Genomic DNA, 22,272 nt, shown 5'->3' on the forward strand with positions numbered 1-22,272 from the left:
CAAAAGTGTATTTATTCCACATGGGAAGGGCAGACTTTGCTACCCTTGCCTTGTGGATATTAAACATGACTTAGCCAGGCGCCCAATGCGGCGCCTGTGGGCGTTTCTGATGCTGTCGCTGTTGCTGGCGCTGGCCTGCCTGCCCGGCGGGCCGGCGGCGGCGGCGCCGACCCCGACCCTGCGCTTCGAACACCTGTCGGTGGAGGACGGCCTGGCCCAGGAGTCGGTGCTGGCGATCGTCCAGGACCTCGACGGCTTCATGTGGTTCGGCACCCAGTCGGGCCTGTCGCGCTACGACGGTTACCGCTTCACCAATTACCGCAACGTGGTCGGCGATCCGCAGTCGCTGGTCAACAACTGGGTGCGCGTGCTCCACGTCGACCGCAAGGGCCGGCTGTGGATCGGCACCGACGGCGGCCTCGCCCTCTACCATCCGGAGAGCGGCAGCTTCTCGAATTTCCAGCCCGACGAGCCGGCCAAGCGCGGCAACGGCAACCGCCACATCAGCGCCATCGCCGACGACGGCAAGGAAGGCCTGTGGCTGGCCACCGGCGACGGCCTGCAGCACTTCGACATTGCCAGTGGACGCTTCGCCACCTGGCACCACGTGCCGGGCGTGGCGGACAGCCTGGCCTCCGACAAGCTGTCCTCGCTGGCGCTGGACGCCAGGGGCCGGCTGTGGATCGGCACCTGGAACGGCCTGGACAGCCTCGACGCCGACCTGATGCGCTTCACCCACCACCGTTCTCCCCAGGGCGGCAAGTTCGATGTGATCCAGAGCCTGCTGCTCGACGCCAGCCAGCGCCTGTGGATCGGCAGCATGGGCGGGCTGGAGCGCCGCGACCACGGCGGCGCCGACGCCCCGGTCTCCTTCGACGCGGCGGACGGCATGCCGCCGGGCGAGATCGGCACGCTGTACCAGGACGCCCAGCGCCAGGTCTGGGTCGGCACCCACGACCGCGGCCTGTACCGCTGGATGCCGGCGGCCGGGCGCTTCGAGCACCATCCGCACCGCATCACCGACAATTTCAGTCTCGGCGACAACCAGGTCTCGGCGCTGTACGGCGACCGCGTCGGCACCTTCTGGGCCGGCACCTGGTACGGCGGCGTGTCGCGCGCCGATCTCGGCGGCGGCGGCTTCGCGCGCATCGTGCGCGGCCCCGACCTGCCGATCACCCTGAACGACAACAAGGTGCGCGGCATCGCCTGGGATGGCGCCGGCAAGCTGTGGCTGGCCACTAACGGCGGCCTGCACCATTTCGATCCGTCGACCCGGGAGGAAAAAACCTGGCGCCTGGCCGCGGGCGATGCCGCGACCTCGGGCGATGCGATGGCGACCGCGGTCGCGACGGATCACGACGGCTCCCTGTGGATCGGGGTCCGCAACGGCCTGCTCCACCTGGATCCGAAGAGCGGACGCCTGACGCGGCGGGTGCTGGTGCAGGGCGACGTCGATGCGAATTTCGTGCGCAACCTGATGGTGGCGCGCGACGGCAATCTGTGGATCGCCAGCCGCGGCGGCCTGCACCAGCTGGACCCGAAGACCGGCAAGCTGACCACTTACCAGCACGACCCGGCGGTGGGCGCCAGCCTGGCCGACAACGTGGTGCGGCCGATGCTGGAAGACCGCCAGGGCCGGCTGTGGATCGGCACCTTCGACGGCCTCGACCTGCTCGACCGCGCGACCGGCAGGTTCCGCCACTTCCGCCACGACCCGAACGACGCCACCAGCCTCAGCCACGACGAAGTCCACTACCTGATGGAAGACCGGCGCGGTGTCCTGTGGGTCGGCACCGCGGTCGGCCTGAACAAGATGATGGTGGGCAGCGACGGCACCCCGCGCTTCCAGCGCTACACCAGCCACGACGGCATGAGCGACGACGCGGTGGCGGCGATGCTGGAAGACCAGGACGGCCAGATCTGGGTCAGCACCTCCAGCAATATCGCGCGCCTCGACCCCGTCAGCGGCAGCTGGCGCAACTACGACGCCGCCGACGGCACCATCGAGGGTGCGTATTTCGACGCCTCGGCGCTGCGCGCGCCCGACGGCACCCTTTACTTCGGCGGCAACAACGGCATCACCGCCTTCCACCCGCGCGCGCTGCACGACAACCTGATCGCGCCGCGCGCCGTGATCACCGGCCTGCAGATCTTCGGCGAGCCGGTGCAGAAGCGCCATCCGGGCCTGGTGAGCTGGCCGATCGAGCGCGCCGGCGGGATCACGCTGCCGGCCTCGGATTCCGTGTTCTCGCTGGAGTTCTCGGCGCTGCACTTCGCGGCGCCGCTGCGCAACCGCTTCGCCTACCGCCTGGCCGGCTTCGACCAGGACTGGATCTCCGCCGACGCCAACAAGCGCTTCGCCACCTACACCAACCTCGATCCGGGCACCTATGTGTTCCAGGTGCGCGCCGCCAACAAGGACGGGGTCTGGAGCGACGCCCCGGCCAGCTTCGAGATCACGGTGCTGCCGCCGTACTGGAAGACCTGGTGGTTCCGCGGCCTGGTCGTACTGCTGGTGGCCGGGATCGGCTACGGAACCTTCCGCATCCGCGTCGGCGGGCTGCGGCGCCAGAAGGAACTGCTCGAACACCAGGTCAGTGCGCGCACCGAGCGCATCGAGCAGCAGAACCGCCTGCTCGAGCACCAGACCGCCGAGCTGCGCGAGCAGCAGCGCCAGGTGCGCCGCCGTACCGACGAGCTGGCGCGCGCCAACGGCGCCCTGCAGGAAAACGAAGAGCGCCTGTACCTGGCCAAGCAGCGCGCCGAGGACGCCACGCGCCAGAAGTCCGAGTTCCTGGCGAACATGAGCCACGAGATGCGCACGCCGCTGGCCGGCGTGATCGGCATGCTCGGCTTCGCCCTGCGCGACGCCCAGCTGCGCGACTCGACCCGCGAGCAGATCCTGCGCGGCCAGGCCAACGCCCAGTCGCTGCTGGCGATCATCAACGACCTGCTGGACTTCTCGAAGATCGAGGCCGGCAAGCTGACCATCGAGAACATCGACTTCGCCCTCGACGAAGCCATCGGCCACGTGGTGACGCTGTTCGAGGAGCAGGCCGGTGCGCACAGCGTCGGCTTCGCGGTCCACCTGGACCCGGACCTGCCGCGCTTCGTGGTGGGCGACCCGACCCGCCTGCGCCAGATCCTGGTCAACCTGGTCGGCAACGCCTTCAAGTTCACCGAGACCGGCACCGTCAGTGTGCGCGTCGAACGCCGGCCCGACGACCAGGTCGACGTCCAGAAGCGCAATATGATCCGCTTCTCGGTCGAGGACACCGGCATCGGCATCGAGCCGGACGCGCTGCCGCGCCTGTTCCAGAAATTCGAGCAGGCCGACGCCAGCACCACGCGGCGCTACGGCGGCACCGGGCTGGGACTGGCGATCTGCCGCCAGCTGGTCGAGCTGATGGGCGGCGCGATCGGCGCGGCCAGCACGCCGGGGCAGGGGTCGACCTTCAGTTTCCTGCTGCCGCTGGCCGACGGCGTGCAGCCGCCGGTGGTGGCGCAGGTGCCGCGCGAGCCGCACACCCACCGCCTGCGCGTGCTGTGCGCCGAAGACTACCCGACCAACCAGATCATCGTGCGCATGATGCTGGAAGACCTGGGCCACCAGGTCGACGTGGTCGAGAACGGCCAGCTCGCGGTGGCCGCCTGCGCGCGCGCCCGCTACGACCTGATCCTGATGGACGGCCGCATGCCGGAGATGGACGGCGCCACCGCCACCCGCCTGATCCGCGCCGGCGGGCCGCTCGAGGCGCCGGTGCTGGACCAGCACCTGATGATCGTTGCGCTCACGGCCAACGCCAGCGAGGAAGACCGCTCGCGCTACCTGGCCTGCGGCATGGACGCCTTCCTCACCAAGCCGATCGAAGAGGTCCAGCTGCACTTCCACCTGAGCCGCGCGATCGAGCGCCAGCTGCAGCGCGGCGTCGAACTGCAGCCGATGGCGCCGCTCGCGCCGCACGACCCGGCCGCCACCCCCAGCACGGCGGAGCTGGACGCCATGTTCGGCGTGTCCACGGGCGCGCAGGGCGAGCCGCAGACGCAGCCGCAGCCGGTGCAGGCGCCAGGCTACGGCCCGAAATACGGCCGCCGCGCCAGCGACCTGCAGGGCAAGATGCGCGCCGCCTTCGCCGCCGACCTGCCGCGCCGCCGCAGCGAGCTCGACGCGGCCCTGGAAGCCGGCGATCCGGAAGCCTGCGGCCGCCTGCTGCACGGCATGCGCGGCAGCGCCGGCTACCTGGGCGAGGCCGAACTGCACCAGCTGTGCACCGAGCTCGAGCGCGATGCCGACGGCGGCCGCCTGGAGCGCGTGCGGGCCCGCCTGCCGGACCTGCTGGGCCTGCTGGCACGTTTCGAAGAAACCACGGCTTGAATCGTGCGCCCTCCAGCCATATGTATAATTTGCTTCACAACAACACTGTGAAGGCGGAGGCGCGATGAAGGTCCTGGTGGTCGACGACGACGTGGTGTCGCGCATGATGCTGATGCACATGATCGACAGCACCGGCAGCTACGACGTGCTGGAAGCCGAGGACGGCGAGGACGCCTGGCGCCAGCTCGATGCCGGCGCCCGTCCGGCGATGCTGTTCTGCGACCTGCGCATGCCGCGCCTGTCCGGCATGGAGCTGCTGGCGCGGGCCAAGGCCGACGAACGCTTCGCCGGCCTGCCTTTCGTGCTGGTCTCGGCGGCCGCCGACGGCGCCACCATGGAACAGGCGCTCGGCCTGGGCGCGGCCGGCTACATCGTCAAGCCTTTCGACTGCGGCAAGGTGCGCGATTACCTGTTCAGCCTGGCCAGGGGTGGCGACGGGTCGAACGAGGGCCGGGACGAGAGCCCGGACGCGACCATGCGCCGGCTCGGCATCGACGCCGCCCGCCTGCTGCTCTACCTGGGCGGTCTGCAGCGCCAGCTGGCGGGCGCCGGCGCCGATATCGAGCGCCTGCTGGGCGCCGGCCAGATGGAGGCCGCCCGCGCCCAGCTCGAACGCCTGGCCGAAGGCTGCCGCACGCTCGGCCTGATGCAGGCTGCCGCGGCGCTCGAGACCCGGGCCGCCCTGCCGCTGGCGGCTGTCGGCGCCGAGCTTGAGCTCGAGCTCGAGGCCGCCTGCGCTGCGGTCCTGCGCCGGACCGACGCGGCGCGCCGGCTGGCGCCCCTGTAAGGCGCGTCACCGCACAGAGTGGGCCGACGGGCTGTGCCAATTGCGCGCCGCCCGGCAAATGTTTCTCATTACAATAATGTCGATGAGTGCAATTTTTTTACGGACGGGCGGCCAGATGGGAGAGCGCATCGCGGCGCACGACTGGTCCGCTACGCCCCTCGGACCGATCGACGGCTGGCCTGCGGCCTTGCGTACGGCGCTGGGCATCGTCCTGAATTCCAAGTTCCCGAACTTCCTGTGCTGGGGGCTGGAATTCATCAGCTTCCATAACGACGCCTATACGCCGCTGCTCGGCGCGAAGACCGCGCTCGGCCGTCCGTTCCGCGAAGTCTGGAGCGAGGCCTGGGACACGGTCGGGCCGATTGCCGAGCGCGCCTGGGCCGGCGAAGCGAGCTATTTCGAAGACCTGCCGGTGACGACCGAGCGCTACGGCTATCCGGAGCAGCAGAACTACAGTTTCTCGTACAGCCCGGTGCGCGACGAGCACGGCGTCGTGGCCGGCATCCTGTGCACGGTCTTCGAGACCACCGGCAAGGTCCAGGCGATCGACAGGATGCGGCACCTGAACCAAAGCCTGAGCCACCAGGTCGCCTCGCACGCGCTCGACCGCGACCGGCTGTGGCGTATCTCGCCGGACGTGATGGCGGCCGCCTCGCTGGTGACCGGACGCTTCCTGACCGTCAACCCGGCCTTCACCGAGCACTTCGGCTGGAGCGCCGAGGAAGCGACCATCCGTCCCTTCATGGAAATGGTGCATCCGGACGACCGCGACGACGTGGCGCGTCACCTGCTGATCCTGGCCGAAGGCACGCCGCTGGTCGGCTACGAGACCCGGGTGCTGCACAAGGACGGCTCGCATCGGTGGGTGCAGTGGACGATCTCGCCGGAAGGGGAGCTGCTGTACGGCGTGGCGCGCGACATCACCGCCGAGAAGCACCAGGCCGACGCCCTGCGCCAGGCCGAGGATGCGCTGCGCCAGTCGCAGAAGATGGAAGCGGTGGGCCAGCTGACCGGCGGCCTGGCGCACGACTTCAACAATATGCTGGCCGGCGTCGCCGGTCACCTCGAATTGATGAAGCTGCGCCTGCGCATGGGCCAGACTGGCGACCTGCCGGCGCGCATCGACGCCGCGCTCGGCGTGACCCAGCGCGCGGCGGCGCTGACGCACCGCCTGCTGGCCTTCTCGCGGCGCCAGGCGCTCGACCCGAAGCCGACCAGCGTGAACGCCCTGGTGATGTCGATGAGCGACCTGGTCAAGCGTTCGGCCGGGCCGTCGATCACCCTGCGCACGCGCCTGCAGGCGGCGCTGTGGACCACGCTGTGCGACCCCAACCAGCTCGAGAGCGCGCTGCTGAACCTGGCCAACAATGCGCGCGACGCCATGCCGGAAGGCGGCGTGATCGTCATCGAAACCGAGAACGCCGTCATTGCACCGCTGCAGGCCGGCCGCTACGGCGACCTCAAACCCGGCGAGTACGTGCTGGTGACGGTGCGCGACAGCGGCGCCGGCATGCCGCCGGACGTGCTGGCGCGCGCCTTCGATCCCTTCTTCACGACCAAGCCGATGGGGCAGGGCACGGGCCTCGGCCTGTCGATGGTGTACGGCTTCGCGCGCCAGTCGGGCGGCCAGGTGCGGATCGATTCGGCGCCGGGACAGGGCACCGAGGTGCGCATGCTGCTGCCGCGCCTGGTCGCCGAAGCGCCGCAAGCGCAGCTCGCCGACGGCGAAGCGCCGCTGCCGGCCTTGAGCCGCAAGGGCATGGTGCTGGTGGTCGACGACGAGGCCGACATCCGCACCGTGATGGCCGAGGTCCTGCGCCTGCAGGGCTATACGGTGCTGGAAGCGGCCGATGCGCCGCAGGCCTTGCGCCAGTTGCAGGAGCGCGGCCGCGTCGGCCGCCCGGACATGCTGGTCACCGACGTCGGCCTGCCGAACGGCATGAACGGCCGCCAACTGGCCGACCAGGTCAGGATGCTGTGGCCGCAGATCCCGGTGCTGCTGGTGACCGGCTACGCGGAAAGCACGGTAATGCGCAACGAAACCCTGCCGGCGCAGATGGAGCTGCTGACCAAGCCCTTCGCCATGGCCGCGCTGGTCGACAAGGTCGGCATGATGCTGGCGCCGGCGCCGGCCGGCGCGGGCGCGAACAGCGGTGCGGCCGACGAAGTGCCGGCCTGATCGGTGCTTACTGCTGCTTTGGCGGCGGGGCCGGATCGAGTTTCCTGCGACCAGATGACGCCGGCGATCTTCCAGCCGGCTTCGGTGCGCACGTTGGAAAAGGTTTCTTCCCGGATTGGTCCGCCGGTATGCCGGTCCAGGTGACGTCCGGCTTCAGGAACAGTTTCAGGAAGGCGTCCTTGTCCTTCGTGATGGCTGCTCTTTTCATCACGACTCCTGAGGCGGAAACAGATGAGTAGAGGAAAACATACTCCCGGCATGTTCACCGAAACTCACCCCGCGCCGGCCGGGCGCAGCATCTTGTTCTCGGGGCCGATGGTGCGCGCGCTGCTGGACGGGACCAAGACCCAGACGCGGCGGGCGCTGCGCCCTTCGGAGGATGCGGCGCTGGATGTGGCGCATAAGCGCTTCGGCCAGCCCGGCGACAGGCTGTGGGTACGCGAGACCTTCTTTGCCTTCGGCCGCTGGGAGACCCGCTTCAATGCGGCCAGGGAACGCGACGAACGGTATTTCGTCGACATGACGCTCGCCGCCGGCCTGCGCTGGCGCTACGAAGCGGACCAGGGCCCGGGCGCAGATCCGCACGCCCGGCGCGAAGCCGGCCTGGCACAAGCGGCCAGCGCTGTTCATGCCGCGCGCGGCGAGCCGGCTCGTGCTGCAGATCGTCGCGCTGCGGGTCGAGCGGCTGCAGGACATCAGCGCCGCGGACGCGCTGGCGGAAGGAATCGCGCCCGGGACGGTGGACGATCCGGTGCTGGCTTATCGCGGCGTGTGGGAGCGGATCAACGGGGCGGGCAGCTGGGAGGAGAATCCGCTGGTGTGGGTGCTGCAGTTCGCTGCACCGGTCTGCGGCAAAATCGGCTGATTGGTCCCCCCGACAGGAATCGAACCTGTATCCCACGCTTAGGAGGCATGTGTACTATCCATTGTACTACGGGGAGGACTCAGCGGTTCGGCGAGCAGTCCCTGCAAAGCAGGCCGGGATCGTGAACCGACCGCAATTATAGCTGATGATTAGGACAATATTGGAAGTCTTGGCGCGCCAGTCGGTACAATGCGCCTTTCTTTCACTGTTTACTCACCCGCGCGCCTTGATGGGCGGCGGGCACGCACACGATCATGGCTGTCATTTCCCTCTCCTCCGCGCAACTGGCTTTCGGCCACGTGGCGCTGCTCGACCATGCGGATTTTTCCTTCGAAGCCGGCGAGCGCGTCGGCCTCATCGGCCGTAACGGCACCGGCAAGTCCTCGCTGCTGAAGATCATCTCCGGCCGCTCGAAACTCGACGATGGCCTGCTGGTCATGCAGCAGGGCCTGAAGATCGCCTATGTCGAGCAGGAGCCGACCTTCGATCCGGCCATGACCGTGTTCGACGCGGTCGCCGGCGGCATGGGCGAGCAGAAGGCCATGCTGGCCGAGTACGAGGCGCTGACCGGACAGTTCGGGCAGGGCGATGACGACGCGCTCATGGAGCGCATGCATGAGCTGCAGGTCAAGCTCGACGCGACCGACGCCTGGAGCCTCGATAACAAGGTCGAGACCACGCTCGGCCGCCTCGGCCTGAACGGCGATGCGCAGATGGGCACGCTGTCGGGCGGGATGCAGAAGCGCGTCGCGCTGGCGGTGGCGCTGGTGTCGGGGCCGGACGTGCTGCTGCTCGACGAACCGACCAACCACCTCGACTTCAGCTCGATCCAGTGGCTGGAAGGCCTGCTGCGCGAATTCCGCGGCTCGGTGCTGTTCATCACCCACGACCGCCGCTTCCTCGACAACGTCGCCACCCGCATCGTCGAACTCGACCGCGGACGCCTGCTGTCCTTCCCGGGCAACTTCAGCAAATACCAGGAGCGCAAGAAGGAGCTGCTGGCGATCGAGGAAATCGAGAACGCCAAGTTCGACAAGGTGCTGGCCCAGGAAGAGGTCTGGATCCGCAAGGGCGTGCAGGCGCGCCGTACCCGCGACGAAGGCCGGGTGCGCCGACTCGAAGCGCTGCGCCTGGAGCGCGCCGCGCGCCGCGACCAGCAGGGCCAGGTCAGGCTCGACGTCGGGTCCGGCGAGCGCTCGGGCAAGATCGTGGCGGAACTGGAGAACGTGTCCAAGTCCTACGGCGACAAGCTCATCATCGAAGACTTCAGCGGCATCGTGCTGCGCGGCGACAAGGTCGGCCTGATCGGCCCGAACGGCGCCGGCAAGACGACCTTGCTGAGGATCATCCTCGGCGAGGAGACGGCCGACAGCGGCATGGTCAAGCTCGGCACGAAACTGAACGTCGCCTACTTCGACCAGATGCGCGCCCAGCTGAACGAAGAGGCGTCGCTGGCCGACACGATTTCCCCGGGCAGCGACTGGGTCGAGGTCAACGGCCAGCGCAAGCACGTGATGAGCTACCTGGGCGACTTCCTGTTCGCGCCGGAGCGCGCCCGCTCGCCGGTCAAGTCGCTGTCCGGCGGCGAACGTAACCGCCTGCTGCTGGCGCGCCTGTTCGCCAAGCCGGCCAATTGCCTGGTGCTGGACGAGCCGACCAACGACCTCGACATCGACACGCTGGAACTGCTGGAAGAACTGCTGGCCGAATACAGCGGCACGGTGTTCCTGGTCAGCCACGACCGTACCTTCCTCGACAACGTCGTCACCGAGGTGATCGTTTCCGAAGGGCAGGGGATGTGGCGCGAATACGTCGGTGGCTACAGCGACTGGGAGCGCGTGAAAAACGAGGCGGCCAAGGCGCCGGCGGCCGCGCCGGCCCAGCCTGTAAAAGCGAACTCGGCCAAAGCGACCGAAATGTCATCCAGCGCACAGAACGCGTCTGGCAAGAAGGTAAAGTTGAGCTACAAGGAACAGCGAGAGCTGGAGGAGCTTCCTCAACTCATTGCCAGCCTTGAAGACGAGCAGTCGGCGATCACGGCCCAGCTGAACGCGCCAGACTTTTACAAGACCAATCCCGCAGATGCGCGCAGAATAAACGCACGACATGCGGAGATCGAGGAATTGCTGCTTGATACCCTGGAACGCTGGGAACGCCTCGAGGCCCGCGCCAGGGGGGAGTAGCATGGCTCGCTAGAGAGTGCAGGCCAGGCGCCTGCTGATGGAGAGACATGACCGAACATGACGAACGCATCGCTTCACCCGCCGCGGCAACGCTACCGGCCGATGCGCCAATGTTCAACCATGCGGCCTGGGTGCGCATCCTGCCGTTTGCGGCCTACCTGTTCTTCATCGTCCTCGGCGACGTCCTCGAACGCGTGGGCGTCGCCCCCTCCATCCTGCTCTGGCTGTATCCCGCCAAGATCGCAGCCGTCGCGCTGCTGCTGGCGCTGTTCTGGCGCCACTACACCGAACTCAGGCCTTTCCGCCTTTCCTCCTCGCAAGCCGTAATCGCGCTCGCCACCGGCGTGCTGGTGCTGGTCCTGTGGGTCAGCCTGAACGCCGACTGGATGATCTTCGGCAACCCTTCCGGCTTCGACCCGCGCAACCAGGGCCAGATCGACTGGCTGCTGGTGGCGATCCGCATCGCCGGTGCGGCCCTGGTCGTGCCCGTAATGGAAGAATTGTTCTGGCGCTCCTTCCTGATGCGCTGGATAGTCGCACCCGATTTCGAGTCCGTTGAGCCATCTCAATTGGGTCTCAAAAGCTTCATCATCACCGTCCTGCTGTTTGGCGTCGAGCATAACCAGTGGTTGGCCGGCATCGTCGCGGGTGCGGCTTATGCCCTGCTGTACATGCGCCACCGCACGCTGTGGTCGCCGATCCTCGCGCATGCCGTCACCAACGGCCTGCTCGGGATCTGGGTTGTCCGGACAGGCAACTGGTCGTACTGGTAAATCCGCCAAGCGCGTTTAACTTTAAGAAGACGAATAATCATGTTGAATTCCCGCGTGCGTCCCCTTGCCCTTCTGATACTCTCCGCCTTCGCCGCCATGCCGGCCGGCGCCGGGCCCTCCGATGCGCTGCACGTGTACGGCGGCGTCGCCTACGGCCACGACGACAACCTGCTGCGCATCCCCGACGGCCAGCCCGCCTTCGACAACACGCGCGCCGATTCCTGGTGGACGCGCGAAGCCGGCCTGCTCTTCGATAAGACCTACAGCCGCCAGCGCATCACGCTCGTCGCCAAACTGTCGAAGACGAACTTCGACCACTTCAAGCAGCTCGACTACGACGGCAAGGATCTGCAGGCAAACTGGGGCTGGCAGCTGGGCAATCATCTGGAGGGCAGGATCGGTACCTCCTATCAGCAGGTGCTGGCGCCGTACACCGATTTCCAGAGCAGCGAGCGCAACCTGCGGAAGACCCGCAGCGAATATGCGGAAGGCGCGTGGCGCTTCCATTCGGCCTGGCGCGCGCGCGCGGGCTTCCAGCGCGACAAGTACACCTACGAAGCGCTCAGCAACCGCTTCAACAACCGCACCGAGGATGCTTCCGAGCTCGAGCTCGACTACCTGGCCCGCAGCGGCAGCACGGTCGGCCTGGTGGCGCGGCACGTGAAGGGGAGCTATCCCTACCCGCGCCCGATCGGTCCGTTCAACGTCAACTCCGGCTTCAACCAGGACGAGCTGAAGGCGCGCGTGAAATGGCTGGCCACCGGCTCGACCACGATCGACGCCCTGGTCGGTTACACGCGCCGCGAGCAGCCTTCGTTCGGCACGGGCAAGACCAGCGGTGCGGCCGGCAAGATCAACGCCACCTACCAGCCGCGCGGCAAGATGACCTATACGGCCTCGGTCTGGCGCGACTTCGCTCCGCTCGAGAGCACCACGGTGAGCTATACCCTGAACAAGGGCGCCAGCGTCGGCGCCCAGTGGGATGCGACGGCCAAGATCAAGGTCAACGCCGACGCCGTTTATGAACGACGCAGCTACAGCGCGCGCCAGGACTTCGCCGGTTCCGACGACCTGCGCGATTCGATCCGCACGGCGACCCTGCGCGCCACCTGGCAGGTGCGCCCGACGGTCCAGGTGCAGGGCGGGGTAGCGCACCAGCAGCGCAGCGGTTCTGTGAGCCTCGGGACGGGCAGCTTCAAGTCGAACAGCGTGACGCTGACGGCCAACGCCCAGTTCTGAGGCCGTACTTTCAGGTTCCTATGACGGTCAATGACATACCACTGATATCGTTTTTCCAGCGGGTGCTCGATCCCCTGATCATCATGGGAACGCTGTACCTGTCCGCACTGCTGTATCACGAACCCTTCTCGGGCTACATGCTGGTGCTGATGATCCTGGCCTTCTTCATCTCGTCGGCCGTGTACCAGCACATCGACCCCTACCGCACCTGGCGCAGCGGGCGCATGTGGGCGTATGCGCGCGACACCATCTTCGGCTGGGGCGTGACGCTCGCGGTGCTGTGGTTCCTCGGCTCATCCAGCGGCCTGAAGTACTACTACGACGGCCGCGTGCTGATGGGCTGGGCGATCGCCACGCCGGCCATCCTGCTGAGCAGCCACATCGCGGCGCGCCTGGCCAATTCGCCCGGCAGGAGCAAGGAGGTGCGCTCGGTGGTGGTGGTCGGCGTGAACGACGTCGGACTGAAGTTCGCGCGCGTGGTCGAAAAGCACCCGAACCTGTTCATGGCGGTGCGCGGCTTCTTCGATGACCGCACCGACGACCGCATTCCGGCAAGCATGCATTACCCGATGCTCGGCAAGACCGAGGAGCTGGCCCAGTACGTGCGCCAGCACGGCATCAAGATGATCTTCATCAGCCAGCCGATCTCGGCCCAGCCACGCATCCGCAAGCTGATCGACGAACTGCAGGACACCACGGCCTCGGTCTATTTCCTGCCCGATGTCTATATCTTCGACCTGATGCAGGCACGCTTCGACAACGTCGGCGGCATGCCGGTGATTGCCATCTGCGAGACCCCGTTCATGGGCCTGAACAGCACCATCAAGCGCGCCTCCGACATCGTGCTGGCCTCGCTGATCCTGCTGATGCTGGCGCCGCTGATGCTGGTGGTGGCGGCCGCCGTGAAGGTGAGTTCGCCAGGCCCGGTGATCTTCCGCCAGCGCCGCTACGGCCTGTATGGCGACGAAATCATCGTCTACAAATTCCGTTCGATGTCGGTGATGGAAAACGGCGCCACCGTCACCCAGGCGCAGAAGAACGACGGCCGCGTGACCAGGATCGGCGGCTTCCTGCGCCGCACCTCGCTCGACGAATTGCCGCAGTTCATCAACGTGCTGCAGGGGCGCATGAGCATCGTCGGTCCGCGCCCGCATGCGGTGGCGCACAACGAGCAATACCGCAAGGTCATCAAGGGATACATGCTGCGCCATAAGGTCAAGCCGGGGATCACCGGCTGGGCGCAGGTCAATGGCCTGCGTGGTGAAACCGCCACGCTGGACAAGATGGAAGCGCGGGTCCAGTACGACCTCGATTACCTGCGCAACTGGTCGCTGTGGCTTGACCTCTGGATCGTGCTCAAGACTGTGAAGGTGGTGCTGACGCGGGAGAACGCATTTTAAAAGGGAAACAGTCTTGAGATCCCTCTGGGGATTTCATCTTAAGGACGACTTAAAGGGGCGCATTCAATCGGATCGGCGCTTGCGGGGCTGGTTGGGCTGCGTAGAATAATTGATGAGATTGCAATATTTTAAGGGGCAGGCCATGATCGGCCTGCTACCTGAAAGGCAAGCAAGAACATGAAAAAAGCGCTGATCACAGGAGTGACCGGACAGGACGGCTCGTATCTTGCCGAACTGCTGCTCTCGAAAGGCTATGAGGTACATGGGATCAAGCGGCGCGCTTCGCTGTTCAACACCGGGCGCATCGATCACATCTACCAGGATCCCCACGTCGAGAACAAGAATTTCTTCCTGCATTACGGCGACCTTTCCGATACCTCGAACCTGAATCGCATCATGGGCGAAGTCAGGCCGGACGAGGTCTACAACCTGGGCGCCATGAGCCATGTGGCGGTGTCCTTCGAGTCGCCGGAATACACGGCCGACGTCGACGGCCTCGGCACGCTGCGCCTGCTGGAGGCGATCCGCTTCCTGGGCCTGGAAAAGACGACCCGCTTCTACCAGGCCTCGACGTCCGAGCTGTACGGGCTGGTGCAGGAGAGCCCGCAGCGCGAGACCACGCCTTTCTATCCGCGCAGCCCGTATGCGGTCGCCAAGCTGTACGCCTACTGGATCACGGTGAATTACCGCGAAGCCTACGGCATGTACGCCTGCAACGGCATCCTGTTCAACCACGAATCGCCGCGCCGCGGCGAGACCTTTGTCACGCGCAAGATCACGCGCGGCCTGGCCAACATCGCCCAGGGCCTGGAGCAGCAACTATTCCTCGGCAACCTGGATGCGCTGCGCGACTGGGGCCATGCGCGCGACTACGTCGAGATGCAATGGCTGATGCTGCAGCAGGACAAGCCGGAAGATTATGTGATCGCTACCGGCCGCCAGTACTCGGTGCGCACCTTCGTCGAGCTTGCCGCGCGCGAGCTGGGCATGGAGATCGCCTGGCAGGGCGAGGGCGTCTACGAGCGCGGCGTGATCGCTTCCGTGACGGGCGATAAGGCACCCGGGGTTGTGATAGGGCAACCGATCGTCGCGATCGATCCCCAATACTTCCGCCCGACGGAGGTCGATACGCTGCTGGGGGATCCGGGCAAGGCGCGCGAGCGCCTGGGCTGGGAGCCCCGCACCCCTTTCGAAGCGATGGTGCAGGAAATGGTGGCATGCGACCTGGACACGGCGCGCCGCCACAAGCTGCTGGCATCGCATGGTTACAACGTTGCAATTTCAATGGAGTAAGCGTTGAATACTCAGCCTCGCATCTACGTCGCCGGCCATAACGGTCTGGTCGGCTCGGCCATCGTGCGCATCCTGCGCGCCCAGGGCCATACCAATATCGTCACCCGCAGCCACCAGGAACTGGAGCTCACCGACCAGGCGCAGGTGCGCGAATTCTTCCGCGCCGAACACATCGACCAGGTCTACCTGGCGGCCGCCAAGGTGGGCGGCATCCACGCCAACAACACCTATCCGGCGGACTTCATCTACGACAACATGATGGTCCAGGCCAACGTCGTGCACGAGGCAAGGGCCAATGGCGTGCAGAAGCTGCTGTTCCTGGGCTCGTCCTGCATCTATCCGCGCATGGCGCCGCAGCCGATCAAGGAAGAGTACCTGATGAGCGGCATGCTGGAGCCGACCAACGAGCCCTATGCCATGGCCAAGATCGCCGGCATCAAGCTGTGCGAAAGCTACAACCGCCAGTACGGGACCGACTACCGCAGCGTGATGCCGACCAATCTCTACGGTCCCGGCGACAACTATCACCCGGAAAACAGCCACGTGATCCCGGCCCTGATGCGGCGCTTCCACGAGGCAAAGCTGGCGAATGCGCCGGAAGTCGTGATCTGGGGCAGCGGCAAGCCGATGCGCGAGTTCCTGTACGTCGACGACATGGCCGCCGCCTGCGTCCACGTGATGAACCTCGACCACGATACCTACGCCAGGTACACCGACCCGATGCATTCGCACATCAACGTCGGCACCGGCGAGGACGTCACCATCGCCGAGCTGGCGCGCCTGGTCGGCGAGACCGTCGGCTACCGCGGACGCATCGGTTTCGACACCAGCAAGCCGGACGGTACGCCGCGCAAGCTGCTGGACGTCTCGAAGCTGAAGCAGCTCGGCTGGCAGGCCAGCACGCCGCTGCAGGAAGGCTTGCAGCGGGCCTACGCCGCCTTCGTCGAGCTGGTGGAAGCCGGCCAGAACAGGGCGGCGGCGTGAGCCGGGCTCCAGGCGGGGACGCACGCAAGGCTAAGGCTGAGTGTTAGCCGACGTACAGAATCCCAAGCGTGCGGCACCCAGAATGCATCAGTAGCAGACTGAACCTTAGGAGGTTTCGATCTCCCGGCATAAAAAGAGTTCCCACTAACCCAAGGAAACTATCTTGAACACATACCACCTGGCTGCCATGAAAACGACATCTTCTCCCTCTACCCCGAAGCGCGTGCTGTGCGCCGCGCTGATCCTGGTTGCGGCAACCTTGAGCGCGTGCGGCGACAAGGCGAAGGAAAAAAAACCGGGGCAGGCGCTGGCCAGCGTCAACGGCGAAGAAGTCACGGTGCTGCAGTTGAACGAGGAACTGCAGCGCGCCGGCGTCACGGCGGCCCAGCAGGACACGGCCAGCAAGCAGCTGCTCCAAGTCCTGATCGACCGCCAACTGCTGCAAGAGGCGGCGGCCAAGGAAAACCTCGACCGTGACCCCAAGGTCATGCAGGCGATCGACCGCGCCAAGTCGCTGATCATCGCCCAGGCCTACCTGCAAAAGCGTATGGGCAACCCGGGCAAGCCGACCTCGGCGGAGGTGGAAGATTACTTCAACAAGCATCCGGAATTCTTTTCGAACCGTAAGCAGTTCAGCATGAGCGAAATCGTGATCGGCGCCAACGATCTCACGCCGGAAGTGCGCAGCGCGGCCGACAGCGCGAAGTCGCTGGAAGAGGTTGCGGTCTGGCTGGACGCCCACAAGGTCAAGTATGGCCGTACCCAGATCACCCGCAGCACCGCGGACGTGCCGCCGCAGCTCTCGTCCAAGCTGCTGGGCATGCCGAAAGGCCAGTTGTTCGTGGTCAAGGAGGGACCGCGCGCGATGTTCATCGCCGTGAACGAAGTCAAGGATGCGCCGGTGACGCTGGCGGTCGCTTCCCCGCAGATCGAGCAGTTCCTGATGAACAAGAAAAACAAGGAGATGGCTGCGGCAGAACTGCAGCGCCTGCGCGCCAGCGCCAAGATCGAGTACCTGAACAAGTCGATGATGCCCGATCCGAAATCCGCACCGACGCTGCCGGCCGGCGGCGCCCCGACCAGTGCGGTGGCGGGCGCCGAGGCGCCGGTCGCCGGAACGCCGAACGCGGCCGGCGCCACCCAGGCGCCTGCGGCCGCTGCCGACGGCAGCACCGACAAGGCAGCGCTCGACCGTGGCGTCGCCGGGCTGAAGTGACACGTTCAACATTGATAAAAAGAGGGAACAGAAATGAAACGACTCGTACACTGGATGATCGCAGCAACCCTGGCGCTGGCCGCCGGATTCACCAGCGCCGCCGAGGTGGTGCTCGGCCCGGGCGATGTGGTCAAGGCCTCGGTTTACGGCAGCCCGGACCTGGCCACCGAAACCCGCGTTTCGGAAGCCGGCAGCATGACTTTCCCGTTGCTGGGCGAGGTCCAGGTGGGCGGCCTGACCACGCAGCAGGCCGAAAAGAAGATCGGCGGCCTGCTGGAGAAGGGCGGTTACCTGAAGAAGGCCCAGGTCAACCTCCTGATCACCACGCTGGCCAGCCAGCAGGTGTCGGTGCTGGGCCAGGTTAACCGGCCGGGCCGCTATCCGGTGGAAGGCAAGCGCAAGGTGCTCGATTTGCTGGCCATTGCCGGCGGCGTCAATGCAGACGGAAGCGACATGGTCAGCCTGGTGCGCACCCGCAACGGCCAGACCACCCGCGAAACCATCGATATCGTCGACATGGTGCGCAAGGGCGAGCTGAACCGCGATTATGAAGTCGCCGGCGGCGACATCATCTTCGTCGAACGCGCCCCGCGCGCCTACATCACGGGCGAAGTCAACCGTCCGGGTCCGTTCCGCGTCGAGCGTGCGATGACCGTGCAGCAGGCCGTGTCGGCCGGTGGCGGCCTGACCCAGCGCGGCACCCAGCGTGGCCTGCGCGTTACCCGCAAGGATGCGAACGGCGTCGCCCATACGATCGACGTGAAGAACGACGACCTCGTGCAGATGGACGATGTCATCACCGTCAAGGAATCCTGGTTCTGAGGGGGCGTCGATAAACCTACTGCGCGGGCACATTTTGGGTCTGCGATGCTCGCCGTACCGTAAGTACGGCTGCGCTTCTCGACCCAAACTGAGCCCGCTCGCTACGGTTTCTCGAAGCCCCGATACGCTGGTGGTGTGCGGATAGTTTTTTGTTTCTAAGTTTTTGGGTAATTGTTTAGCTGGGTTTTTTGTTCCACCCGTTTTGAAAAAGGTTCAACATGAACGTCCATCAATTCCTGCTGATCTTGCTTGCACGGAAGAAGATCATCCTGTCGACCCTCCTGGTGACGGTCGCACTGGCCCTGGGTTGGAGTCTGATCCAGAGCAAGACCTACAAGGCGACGGCCTCCGTTCTGTTGAACTACAAGGGTGTGGATCCGCTCACCGGCCTGACCATGCCGGGCCAGCTGCTGCCGGGCTACATGGCTACCCAGATCGACATCATCAGCAGCAAGAACGTGGCGCTGCGCGTGGTCGATGCGCTGCACCTGGCCAGCAGCCCGGCCGTGATCCAGCAGTTCAACGAGGCCAATGAAGGGCGCGGCTCGGTTCGCGACTGGCTGGCCGACCTGCTGCTGAAGAAGCTCGAGATCGTGCCGTCGCGCGAATCCTCGGTGGTCGAGATCAGTTTCAAAGGCGCCGATCCGGCATTCTCGGCGGCGGTCGCCAACGCCTTCGCCGACGAGTACGAAAAGATCACCGTGCAGCTGAAAACCCAGCCGGCCAAGAAGGCATCGTCGTATTTCAATGAACAGACGAAGCAGCTGCGCGACAACCTCGAAGCGGCCCAGGCCCGCCTGTCCAAGTACCAGCAGGAAAAAGGCATCGTCAGCCTCGACAACAACCGCGTGGACGTCGAACTGCAGCGCCTGAACGAGCTGTCGGCCCAGCTGGTCCAGGCCCAGGCCGCCGCGATGGAAGGCAATTCGCGCCAGGCCGCGGCCGGCTCCGCCCTGAGCTCGCCTGACGTCGCCAACAACGCCCTGATCCAGCAGATGCGCGCCAACCTGGCGACCGCCGAAGGCAAGTTCGCCGATACCTCGCAGCGCTACGGCAAGAATCACCCGCAATACATGGCCGCCAAGGCCGAGCTGGACAAGGTGCGCGGCGAGCTGAACGCCGCCCTCGGCACCGTCTCGCGCAGCGTCGGCGCGAATGCCCAGGTGATGCGCCAGCGCGAATCCGAGCTGCGCGAAGCCGTGGCCCAGCAAAAGGCCAAGGTACTGGAGCTGAACCGCGCCCGCGACGAACTCGGCGTCCTGCTGAAGGACCTCGACAGCGCCCAGCGCGCCTTCGACGCCGCCTCGCAGCGCTTCTCGCAGACCCGCATCGAAGCCCAGTCCGAGCAGTCCGACATCTCGCTGCTGAACCCGGCCGTGCCGCCGACCCAGCCGTCCGGTCCGCGCGTGCTGCTCAATACCCTGGTCGGCATTCTGGCCGGCACCGTGCTGGGCGTTGGCCTGGCCCTGCTGCTGGAACTGCTGAACCGTCCGGTGCGCTCGCCGAGCGACGTCAAGGACATGCTGGGCATCCCGGTGCTCGGCACCATCGAATGGAAGCCGGCGCGCGCGCGCGCGGGCGGCATCCGTTCCCTGATGACGCCACGCCGCCTGTTGCGCCTGAACTGATGCGCTGAATCGAAGCCCCAGAATTGATCGAGGACCGACCATGAATTCACCGATGCTATCCGCCGTTCCCGCCGACCATGCCGCCGAAATGAGCATGGGCGCGCTCCTGCTCGATTCCGGCAAGCTCAATCCGGAAGATGCCGAACGCGTGCTGCGCATGCAGAAGGAAACCGGGATCCGCTTCGGCGAAGCGGCCGTACGCCTCGGCCTGGTGAGCGAGGACGATATCCAGCAGGTGCTCGCGCGCCAGTTCTCGTATCCCTACCTGCAGAAAGGGCAGGCCGGCCTGTCGCCCAAGCTGATCGCCGCCTACGAGCCGTTCTCGCCGCAGGTCGAATCGCTGCGCGCGATCCGCAGCCAGCTGATGCTGCGCTGGTTCGCGCGCGGCCGCCGCGCCCTGGCGATCGTCGGCGTCGACCAGGACGATGGCGCCGCGCTGTTCGCCGCCAACCTGGCGATCGTGTTCTCCCAGCTCGGCGAGCAGACCCTGCTGGTGGACGCCAACCTGCGCGCCCCGCGCCAGCAGGATGCGTTCGCGATCAAGCCGCGCCAGGGCCTGTCCGACCTGCTGGCCGGGCGCGCCGACCTCGACGTGATCGCGCGCGTGCCGGCCTTCGTCGACCTGTCGGTCATGCCGTCCGGGACCCTGCCGCCGAATCCGCAGGAGCTGCTGGCGCGCGAAGGCTTCCGCAACCTCAACACCATGCTCGAGAGCCGCTACGACGTCGTGCTGTACGACGTGCCGCCGTTCCAGGCCGGGGTCGATGCGATCGCGGTCGCCAGCCGCGCCGGCGGCGCGCTGCTGGTCACGCGCAAGAACTACACCCGTATCTCGCACATCGGCCGCACCGCCGAGCACCTCGTCGATGCCGGCTGCGAGATCCTCGGTTCGGTGGTGATGGAGTTCTGAGATGAACACGCTGGCCATGCGTTCGATGCGATCGATCCGCGCCGCGCTGCCCGAATGGTGGCCGGTGCTGGCGGGACTGGCCGTGCTGTTCGCGCCGACCTTCTACGACCTGTTCACCGGCCCCTGGGTCGGCGAAGAGCAGGGCCATGGCCCGATCATCTTCGGCCTGGCGCTGTGGCTGATCTACCGCAAGTGGCCCGAGATGCTGGACGCGACCACGCCGCCGCGCACGAACTGGCTCGGCTGGCCCATCTTCGTCATCGGCCTGCTGGCCCACATGCTGGGCCGCTCGCAGAAAATCCTGATGCTGGAAGTCCTGTCGATCATCCTGGTGATGATGGCGGTGCTGCTGGTCAAGCGCGGCGGACGCTCGCTGCGGGTGCTGTGGTTTCCCTTCTTCTTCATGATTTTCATGGTGCCGCTGCCCAGCGAATTCGTGGCCGCGGTGACGATGCCGATGAAGATGGCCGTGTCCTGGGCCACCGAACACGTCCTGTTCGCCTTCGGCTACCCGATCAGCCGTTCCGGCGTGATCCTGCAGATCGGCCAGTACCAGCTGCTGGTGGCGGACGCCTGCGCCGGCCTGCAGACCCTGCTGACGCTGGAAGCGCTGGGCCTGTTCTACCTGAACCTGATGCGCCATCCTTCGGCCTTCCGCAACATCGGCCTGGCCCTGTTCATCGTCCCGATCTCGTTCTCGGCCAACGTGATCCGCGTGGTTGTGCTGACCCTGATCACCTATTACTTCGGCGACGCGGCGGGGCAGGGCTTCCTGCACGGTTTCGCCGGCATGGTGCTGTTCGTCACCGCGCTGACGCTGATCCTGGCGATCGACTCGGCCCTGCAGTGGTATATCCGCCGCAGGGAAGCCGCCGGCGCGCCGCTGCGGACCAAGGAGGCCGCATGAACCGCAGCCTGTTCACCCCCCGGTTCATGGCCAGCGTGGTGCTGGGCGTGGCGATGGCCGGCACCACGGCCCTGACCGGCGCCCTGACGCCGACCCAGAAGGTGTCCGATGCCAGGTCGAATTTCAGCCTCGAGACGATGATCCCGAAGAGCTTCGCCGGCTGGACCGTCGACACCAGCGTGGTGCCGCTGACGCCGGACCCGACCCAGAAGGAGCTGATCGCGGCGCTCTATGACCAGACCCTGTCGCGCACCTACGTGAACGCCCAGGGACAGCGCGTGATGCTGTCGATCGCCTACGGCGGCGACCAGAGCAAGCAGCTGCAACTGCACCTGCCCGAGGTCTGCTACGTGGCGCAGGGCTTCGACATGGTCAAGGACCACCGTGACGAGCTGGCGACCGGCTTCGGCAAGCTGCCGGTCAAGCGCCTGGTGGCGCGCCAGAACGCGCGCAACGAACCGATCACCTACTGGATCACGATCGGCGACAAGGCCGTGATGTCGGGACTCGACCAGAAACTGCAGCGCTTCATGTACGGCCTGTCGGGCCGGATTCCGGACGGCATGCTGGTGCGCGTCTCCACCATCGAGGCGGACGAGACGAGCGCCTATAAAGTCCAGGACCGCTTCGTCAAGCAGATGCTCTCCGCCGTCGACCCGCAGGCCAGGAGCCGGCTGCTGGGCGCGGCCACCAGCCACGGATAAGGCGCGC

General features: G+C 66.2%; 18 protein-coding genes and 1 tRNA gene. 16 read left to right on the forward strand and 3 right to left on the reverse strand.

What is annotated here, in order from left to right; all coding sequences use genetic code 11:
* The first annotated feature begins 109 nt into the window (after positions 1 to 109).
* The 3 genes from AM586_RS22830 (at position 110) to AM586_RS22840 (ending at position 7,341) form a co-directional block, all read left to right on the forward strand.
* A complete protein-coding gene (locus tag AM586_RS22830) occupies positions 110 to 4,375 on the forward strand; it encodes a two-component regulator propeller domain-containing protein (protein ID WP_109370597.1) in 4,266 nt (1,421 codons plus the stop codon).
* 64 nt (positions 4,376 to 4,439) lie between these two features.
* On the forward strand, positions 4,440 to 5,162 hold the full coding sequence (locus tag AM586_RS22835) for a response regulator (protein WP_047823295.1): 723 nt from the start codon (positions 4,440 to 4,442) through the stop codon (positions 5,160 to 5,162).
* A gap of 82 nt (positions 5,163 to 5,244) precedes the next feature.
* The gene (locus AM586_RS22840; protein ID WP_162600583.1) at positions 5,245 to 7,341 is read left to right on the forward strand and encodes a PAS domain-containing sensor histidine kinase; all 2,097 of its coding nucleotides are present in this window, start codon (positions 5,245 to 5,247) and stop codon (positions 7,339 to 7,341) included.
* A gap of 7 nt (positions 7,342 to 7,348) precedes the next feature.
* Here the strand turns inward: AM586_RS22840 and AM586_RS28360 are convergent, their stop codons facing one another.
* Together AM586_RS28360 and AM586_RS28960 are read right to left on the reverse strand one after the other, a co-directional pair.
* On the reverse strand, positions 7,349 to 7,549 hold the full coding sequence (locus AM586_RS28360) for a hypothetical protein (RefSeq protein WP_162600584.1): 201 nt from the start codon (positions 7,547 to 7,549) through the stop codon (positions 7,349 to 7,351).
* A 64-nt stretch (positions 7,550 to 7,613) separates the two neighbouring features.
* The gene (locus AM586_RS28960; protein ID WP_047823291.1) at positions 7,614 to 7,862 is read right to left on the reverse strand and encodes a hypothetical protein; all 249 of its coding nucleotides are present in this window, start codon (positions 7,860 to 7,862) and stop codon (positions 7,614 to 7,616) included.
* 131 nt (positions 7,863 to 7,993) lie between these two features.
* On the opposite strand from AM586_RS28960, the gene AM586_RS28965 reads away from it, so the two are divergent.
* Entirely contained in the window at positions 7,994 to 8,206 is a 213-nt protein-coding gene (locus AM586_RS28965) for a hypothetical protein (RefSeq protein ID WP_229411069.1), read from the forward strand.
* Between the two features lies 1 nt (position 8,207).
* Here the strand turns inward: AM586_RS28965 and AM586_RS22850 are convergent.
* A tRNA-Arg gene (locus tag AM586_RS22850) sits at positions 8,208 to 8,282 on the reverse strand.
* 178 nt (positions 8,283 to 8,460) lie between these two features.
* On the opposite strand from AM586_RS22850, the gene AM586_RS22855 reads away from it, so the two are divergent.
* From AM586_RS22855 to epsI, 12 genes are all read left to right on the forward strand, one after another.
* Positions 8,461 to 10,389, forward strand: a complete 1,929-nt coding sequence (locus AM586_RS22855) for an ATP-binding cassette domain-containing protein (RefSeq protein WP_047823287.1) — start codon at positions 8,461 to 8,463, stop codon at positions 10,387 to 10,389.
* 47 nt (positions 10,390 to 10,436) lie between these two features.
* Positions 10,437 to 11,162, forward strand: coding sequence for a CAAX prenyl protease-related protein (locus tag AM586_RS22860; RefSeq protein WP_082439484.1), 726 nt, complete (start codon positions 10,437 to 10,439; stop codon positions 11,160 to 11,162).
* Between the two features lie 39 nt (positions 11,163 to 11,201).
* Positions 11,202 to 12,401 (forward strand): XrtB/PEP-CTERM-associated polysaccharide biosynthesis outer membrane protein EpsL, encoded by a 1,200-nt coding sequence (gene epsL, locus AM586_RS22865; RefSeq protein ID WP_047823285.1) that lies wholly within the window; start codon positions 11,202 to 11,204, stop codon positions 12,399 to 12,401.
* A gap of 20 nt (positions 12,402 to 12,421) precedes the next feature.
* Positions 12,422 to 13,801, forward strand: a complete 1,380-nt coding sequence (locus tag AM586_RS22870) for an undecaprenyl-phosphate glucose phosphotransferase (protein WP_047823282.1) — start codon at positions 12,422 to 12,424, stop codon at positions 13,799 to 13,801.
* Between the two features lie 177 nt (positions 13,802 to 13,978).
* Positions 13,979 to 15,094, forward strand: a complete 1,116-nt coding sequence (gmd, locus tag AM586_RS22875; protein ID WP_047823280.1) for a GDP-mannose 4,6-dehydratase — start codon at positions 13,979 to 13,981, stop codon at positions 15,092 to 15,094.
* A 3-nt stretch (positions 15,095 to 15,097) separates the two neighbouring features.
* Positions 15,098 to 16,078 carry a GDP-L-fucose synthase gene (locus tag AM586_RS22880; RefSeq protein ID WP_047823278.1) on the forward strand — a complete coding sequence of 327 codons (981 nt, stop codon included), beginning with the start codon at positions 15,098 to 15,100 and terminating at the stop codon, positions 16,076 to 16,078.
* 163 nt (positions 16,079 to 16,241) lie between these two features.
* Positions 16,242 to 17,294 carry an EpsD family peptidyl-prolyl cis-trans isomerase gene (locus AM586_RS22885; RefSeq protein ID WP_229411068.1) on the forward strand — a complete coding sequence of 351 codons (1,053 nt, stop codon included), beginning with the start codon at positions 16,242 to 16,244 and terminating at the stop codon, positions 17,292 to 17,294.
* A 33-nt stretch (positions 17,295 to 17,327) separates the two neighbouring features.
* Positions 17,328 to 18,116: a polysaccharide export protein EpsE gene (epsE, locus tag AM586_RS22890; protein ID WP_047823274.1), complete on the forward strand. Its 789-nt coding sequence runs from the start codon at positions 17,328 to 17,330 to the stop codon at positions 18,114 to 18,116.
* Positions 18,117 to 18,334: 218 nt separating this feature from the next.
* Entirely contained in the window at positions 18,335 to 19,744 is a 1,410-nt protein-coding gene (epsF, locus tag AM586_RS22895; protein ID WP_047823273.1) for a chain length determinant protein EpsF, read from the forward strand.
* Between the two features lie 40 nt (positions 19,745 to 19,784).
* Positions 19,785 to 20,654 carry a chain length determinant protein tyrosine kinase EpsG gene (epsG, locus tag AM586_RS22900; RefSeq protein ID WP_047823270.1) on the forward strand — a complete coding sequence of 290 codons (870 nt, stop codon included), beginning with the start codon at positions 19,785 to 19,787 and terminating at the stop codon, positions 20,652 to 20,654.
* Between the two features lies 1 nt (position 20,655).
* The gene (gene xrtB, locus AM586_RS22905) at positions 20,656 to 21,561 is read left to right on the forward strand and encodes an exosortase B (RefSeq protein ID WP_047823269.1); all 906 of its coding nucleotides are present in this window, start codon (positions 20,656 to 20,658) and stop codon (positions 21,559 to 21,561) included.
* Positions 21,558 to 22,265 carry an exosortase-associated protein EpsI, B-type gene (gene epsI / locus AM586_RS22910; protein ID WP_047823267.1) on the forward strand — a complete coding sequence of 236 codons (708 nt, stop codon included), beginning with the start codon at positions 21,558 to 21,560 and terminating at the stop codon, positions 22,263 to 22,265. Before xrtB ends, epsI begins: the two co-directional genes overlap by 4 nt.
* The last annotated feature ends 7 nt before the right edge of the window (positions 22,266 to 22,272 follow it).

The organism is Massilia sp. WG5 (assembly GCF_001412595.2).
Classification (GTDB): domain Bacteria; phylum Pseudomonadota; class Gammaproteobacteria; order Burkholderiales; family Burkholderiaceae_D; genus Telluria.